The following is a 5,415-nucleotide window of genomic DNA, read 5'->3' as shown; positions in this document are numbered from 1 at the left end:
TTGCAAAAAGCGCAAAAAAGGCCTGGGAAAAGGGGGGCGTACAAAAACAAAACGGGGCGCTGCCCCGGACCCCGCAAGGGCGACGCCCTTGACCCACCAGGGAGCCAGCCCCCAGGATCCCAATGCGTCAGGCTTTCTATACGTCCAGATTGCTGACGTTGAGCGCATTGGATTGGATAAAATCCCGCCTTGGTTCGACAGCATCTCCCATCAGCGTGGTAAACACCTCGTCGGCGGCAACGGCATCCTCCACCCTGACCTGCAACAACGTCCGCACCTGTGGATTCATGGTGGTATCCCACAGCTGACCCGGATTCATTTCTCCCAAACCTTTGTAACGCTGGAAGGTTTGTCCCTTGCGCCCCTCGGTGATAATATGCTCCACCAGGGAGTCGGGCCCGGTGACAGAGAGGGAACGGCTGCCTTTGACCAGGGTGGCCATATCGCCCATCCGGGCATGAATCTCCGCTGCCAATCGGCCCATCTCGCGAAACTCCGGCGAACGCAACAGAGCGGTATCCAGCCTGGTCCTGGAAGGTACGCCATGCACAATCCGTTCGACGTGCAGGGATTGCACACCCGTTTCAGGATCCTGATCGACAGTGACAGTCACCCGCCCATCGGATCCGGACTGCCGCTGAATGGCATCCAGCAAACGGTCACGGGCCGTGGCAGCTTTCTGGGGTGTCTCCAACTCTGTCAGGCTCAAACGACAACCCGCCGTGGCGGCACGCAACACCAAAGCATCCTGATGCCGCGCCAGGCGCTCCAGATGGCGCCGATAACGATGGGCATCCCGAATGAGCAGATCCAACGCCTCCCCATCAATGGCCGCTGTCGCGGTGTGCAACACCATCCCCTCTGCGCCATTTTTCATAAGTAATTCATCAAGCTGTGAATCATCCTTAAGATAAATCTCCTTTTTGCCGCGTTGGACGCGGTACAAGGGAGGTTGGGCGATGAACAAATGTCCCCGGGTGATGATCTCCTGGAATTGCCGGTAGAAGAAGGTGAGGAGCAGGGTGCGGATGTGTGCGCCATCCACGTCGGCGTCGGTCATGATGATGATGCGGTGATACCGCAGTTTGTCGATGTTGTACTCCTCACGCCCGATGCCGGTTCCCAGGGCAGTGATCAGGGTGCCCACTTCGGCAGAGGTGAGAATCTTGTCGTAGCGTGATTTTTCGACGTTGAGAATCTTTCCCTTGAGGGGAAGAATCGCTTGATATTTACGATCCCGGGCCTGCTTGGCGGAACCTCCGGCGGAATCCCCCTCGACCAGGTAAAGTTCACACAAGGCCGGATCCCGTTCCTGGCAATCGGCCAGCTTGCCGGGCAGGGAGGTGATCTCCAGGGCGCTCTTGCGACGGGTGAGTTCACGCGCCTTGCGGGCAGCCTCCCGGGCTGCGGCTGCTTCGACGGTCTTGGCAACGATCTCCCTGGCCGCCTGGGGATTCTCCTCCAAAAAAACGGCCAGTTTTTCAGCGACAATCCCCTCAACCGCCGCACGCACCTCGGAAGAGACCAACTTTTCCTTGGTCTGCGAAGAAAATTTGGGGTCGGGCACCTTGACGGAGATGACTGCCGTCAGACCCTCGCGACAATCGTCGCCGGAAAGAGCAATCTTCTCCTTTTTCAGCAGACCGGAGTTGGTGGCGTAGTTGTTGACAGTTCGGGTCAAGGCGGCGCGAAAACCCGCCAGGTGGGTTCCCCCGTCACGTTGGGGAATGTTGTTGGTGAAACAAAAAACATTCTCCTGGTAGCCGTCGTTCCACAACATGGCCACCTCCAGGTGAACCTGCTCCCGGTCATCCACAAAGCAGATCGGGGGTTCCAAAAGCGGCGTGCGGGCACGATTCAGGTGCTCGACAAAGGAGCGTATGCCCCCCTCGTAGTGAAAATCGTTGCTCTTGTCGGTGCGCTGGTCGTGGATGCGAATCTTGATGCCGGAGTTCAGAAAAGAGAGCTCCCGCAGGCGTTGCGAAAGAATATCGAAAGAGTACTCCGTGACATCGTGAAATATCTGCCGGCTGGGCCAGAAGGTGATCTGGGTTCCCGTGATCTGGGTCGTACCGGTCACCCTGATGTCGCCCAGAGGCGTCCCCTCGCTGTATTCCTGGTACCACACCTCCCCACCACGCCGGATGGTCATTTCCAGGCGCTCCGACAGGGCGTTGACCACAGAGACGCCTACGCCGTGCAGACCGCCGGAAATCTTGTAGGAGTTTTGATCAAATTTTCCGCCGGAGTGAAGAACAGTCATGATCACCTCGGCGGCGGAGCGCCCCTCCTCCTCGTGAAGATCGGTAGGGATGCCCCGTCCGTTGTCGCGCACGGTGACGCCACCATCGGTGTGAATGGTAACCTCGATGTGGTCGCAAAACCCGGCCAACGCTTCGTCGATGGCGTTATCCACCACCTCAAAGACCATGTGGTGCAGACCGGTCCCGTCGTCGGTGTCGCCGATGTACATGCCGGGGCGTTTGCGGACCGCATCCAACCCCTTGAGAACCTTGATACTGTCGGCGCCGTAGGTGGAGTTGCCGCTTTCCTGGGTTTCGCTGGCGGGCAGGTCGCTCATGCCGTTCATATTGTTCGTGGGAAGGTCACTCATGCGTTGGTAAGCTCCGAAGGAGTGGGGCCAGAGGGCAAGGCCTCCATAAAATCAAAATGACCCTGCCAAGATACCATAAAAAGCATGGTGTGCCATTGACCAGAACGAATCGGGGTCCAGGGGGCTGGCTCCCTGGTGATGGGATGGACCCACCCCTCTTCAAATTCGGCCTCTGATGGGCCACACTGGAAAGCAGTACCAAACCTGTCACATTGAGAGAGGGAGGGTCCGAGATGAATATTACGACAATCGGTATCGACATTGCGGTGATCCGGTTGTGGTGGGGATGGAGGCGTGCGGGGGTGGGTCCATATATGGCAGGTCTGCAAAAGCCGCATGGCAGGTTTGTCAAAGCTGAGTGGTTCCATATTTTTTAATTTGGCACGAATATTGCTTCATTAACACCCAAGATTGTCCACCACCTAGACCCATCCGACGTGTTTCATGGTCAGGTGGCAAAATTTTCCCAGATCTTCTGCTCGCCGGGGAAAAAATTGCAGGACAGTTCAACACAGGCCGGAGAGAAGTACCGTCGGACTCCGCGCTTTGACGGATTCACTTGGGAGGAGTGTCGTGGCCATCGATTTCAATGCGGTCCATTCGTTGTTGGTGTCCCCTTACGGGACAACAAATCAGGGTTCCTCCACCCACCAGGGAGGGTTGGATTCGACGTTGCCATCCTCTCCAACTCCGACGCAAAGTGAGCGCAACAATCTTCAGGCCGGCGCTGGCAAGACCCAAAAGGGACATGACCAAATCATCCCCGGCGCCACGTTTGGTTCCGGGAAACTGTTGGCCTTCAGGCACAACGACTCTCTCCGGCCTGGCGTCAGCTCCTGGGATACGTCCAACGTCTCCCAGACCTCCGGCAGTTTGGCGACTGTGCAAGCCATCACGATGCATCTGGCCAATCAGTCGGCTGACCTCGCCCCCTTGTTGCTTGGGTCATTGGGAAACCTGGATACATCGCGCACCCTGCAATTGTTGAGTTGAGAGTTTGAAACAGGGCAACCTTTCGGTACCCTCAGCGGGGCAACTCTTCGGTACCCTTACAAAGAAGCAACGATTCACCACCCTTGCAAGAAAAGCTTGGATATGAAAGCTTTTGTCAGGGCTTCGCCCCGAACCCCACCAGGACTCCGTCCTGGACCTGCCAGGGAGCCAGCCCCCTGGACCCCGATTCGTTGGCGGTGGGTGAATCGTTACGCAAAGAAAAGCCTGGACCGTCAGGTGCATCCTCAAGGCAGAATATAGTCAACAGACTCCGCCGGAGAGGTGACCGCCATCCCCGCACTCTGGATCAGGAAGAGAAGCATGAGCAGCAGAAACGCCGCCGCCAGGGGCGACACATCCAGCGGCCCGAAAGTCGGTACCCAACGCCGCAAATGCCGCAACAAGGGTTCTGTAACCTGATACAGAAACAAATTGACGGGATGACGCAAATTGAACCTAGGTGATCTCCCCTGTTTAAAGGTCAGCCAGGAATGGATGTTGATGCCACCACGGGCCACCAGCAGCAGCATGTAGAGAGTCAGGAACAAATGGAGAATGGTTAAAACTTCTCCAGCCAGGACACCCACGGCCAGACCGGCTGGCACCCCACTGAACAAGGCAGCCACCAGGCGCTGCGCCATCATGATGCCCATCATGGCCACGATGGGAGAAAGGTCCAAGCCACCTATGCTGGGGATAAGGCGTTGCAGCGGACGCAGCACCGGGTCGGTCAGTCGCGCCAGAAACTGCACAACAGGGTTGTAAGGGTCTGGATTGACCCAGGAGAGAAGGACGCGGGCCAGGATCATCCAGGAGTAGATTTGCAGAATGAACCCCAGCAGTGCACCGATCGAGTGAAAAATTCCCATGACAAACTCCTGGTCCAAGGTCAGGCGTTGTTCAATTCCCGAGAACGTTGCCATGCTGCCACCACAGCCTCCATGAGGGCACTGCGCACGCCGGAGGCCTCCAGGCGGCGCAAGGCGGCGATGGTCGTACCGCCAGGAGAGGTGACCTGGTTTTTCAGGACAGCCGGGTGTTGCCCGCTTTCCACCAGCAGGCGGCTGCTTCCCAAAAGAGTACGTTGTGCCAAGCGGTCGGCCAATTCCCGCGGCAGGCCGCACGCCACACCACCATCGGACAGGGCCTCGGCAACGAGGTAGAGGTAGGCCGGACCGGAGCCCGACAAGGCAGTCACTGCGTCCATGAGTTTTTCATCCCGAATGACCTCCACATCACCCGCCGCCCGCATGATATCCTGTGCCATGGCCACCATGGAAGGTGCCACTCTATCTCCTGGGCAGAGAACCGTGATGCCCGCCCCGATCAGGGCCGGTGTGTTGGGCATGGCGCGCACGATGGGTTGGCCCGGAGACAAAGCTTCGCTCAGGCGGGCCAGAGAGATGCCGGCAGCGATGGAAAGGAGCAATACCTGGGGCGGCAACGTGGCGCGTATCTCCCGCAACACCTCGGGAACTACACCCGGTTTGACAGCTACCACCACAACATGGGCGTTGGCTACTACGGCCTTGTTGTCGCTTTGCACCGTAACCCCGAAGCGTTCCTGCAAGGTGGTGCGCCGTGAAGTGTCTGGTTCCGCAACCTGGATGCGCTCGGGTGGAAAGCTGGCCTGACAAAGTCCGCTGATCAGAGCCGATGCCATATTGCCGCCACCCAGAATGGCGATGGTGATGTCTGAAATCAAGCTAATCTCCCTCAAAAATGGGGCCTGAAGACAAAGCCCCGTGGTTTTTCAGGAATCGGGGTCCAGGGGGCTGGCTCCCTGGCGGGTCAAGGGCAGAGCCCTT

The 5,415-nt window shown here is 58.1% G+C and carries 4 protein-coding genes; 1 reads left to right on the top strand and 3 read right to left on the bottom strand.

All coding sequences use genetic code 11. From position 1 onward, the window contains the following. Positions 1-136: 136 nt before the first annotated feature. Complete coding sequence (gene gyrB, locus HQL63_15615) at positions 137-2,581, bottom strand: DNA topoisomerase (ATP-hydrolyzing) subunit B (GenBank protein ID MBF0178254.1); 2,445 nt, start codon at positions 2,579-2,581, stop codon at positions 137-139. A 606-nt stretch (positions 2,582-3,187) separates the two neighbouring features. Between gyrB and HQL63_15610 the strand changes: the two genes are divergently transcribed. Further along, positions 3,188-3,607, top strand: coding sequence for a hypothetical protein (locus HQL63_15610; protein ID MBF0178253.1), 420 nt, complete (start codon positions 3,188-3,190; stop codon positions 3,605-3,607). Positions 3,608-3,852: 245 nt separating this feature from the next. Here the strand turns inward: HQL63_15610 and HQL63_15605 are convergent, their stop codons facing one another. Continuing rightward, entirely contained in the window at positions 3,853-4,530 is a 678-nt protein-coding gene (locus tag HQL63_15605) for a YggT family protein (protein MBF0178252.1), read from the bottom strand. Further along, a complete protein-coding gene (locus HQL63_15600; protein ID MBF0178251.1) occupies positions 4,497-5,270 on the bottom strand; it encodes a pyrroline-5-carboxylate reductase in 774 nt (257 codons plus the stop codon). Before HQL63_15600 ends, HQL63_15605 begins: the two co-directional genes overlap by 34 nt. Positions 5,271-5,415: the final 145 nt, after the last annotated feature.

Source organism: Magnetococcales bacterium (assembly GCA_015231175.1).
In the GTDB taxonomy this organism is placed as follows: domain Bacteria; phylum Pseudomonadota; class Magnetococcia; order Magnetococcales; family DC0425bin3; genus HA3dbin3.
This window is presented reverse-complemented; position numbering and strand designations above follow the sequence as displayed.

Excerpts from the sequence above, each read along its gene's own strand:
- gyrB (MBF0178254.1), bottom strand. The coding sequence starts at position 2,581 with ATGAGCGACCTGCCCGCCAGCGAAACCCAGGAAAGCGGCAACTCCACC.
- HQL63_15600 (MBF0178251.1), bottom strand. The coding sequence starts at position 5,270 with ATGGCATCGGCTCTGATCAGCGGACTTTGTCAGGCCAGCTTTCCACCC.
- HQL63_15605 (MBF0178252.1), bottom strand. The coding sequence starts at position 4,530 with ATGGCAACGTTCTCGGGAATTGAACAACGCCTGACCTTGGACCAGGAG.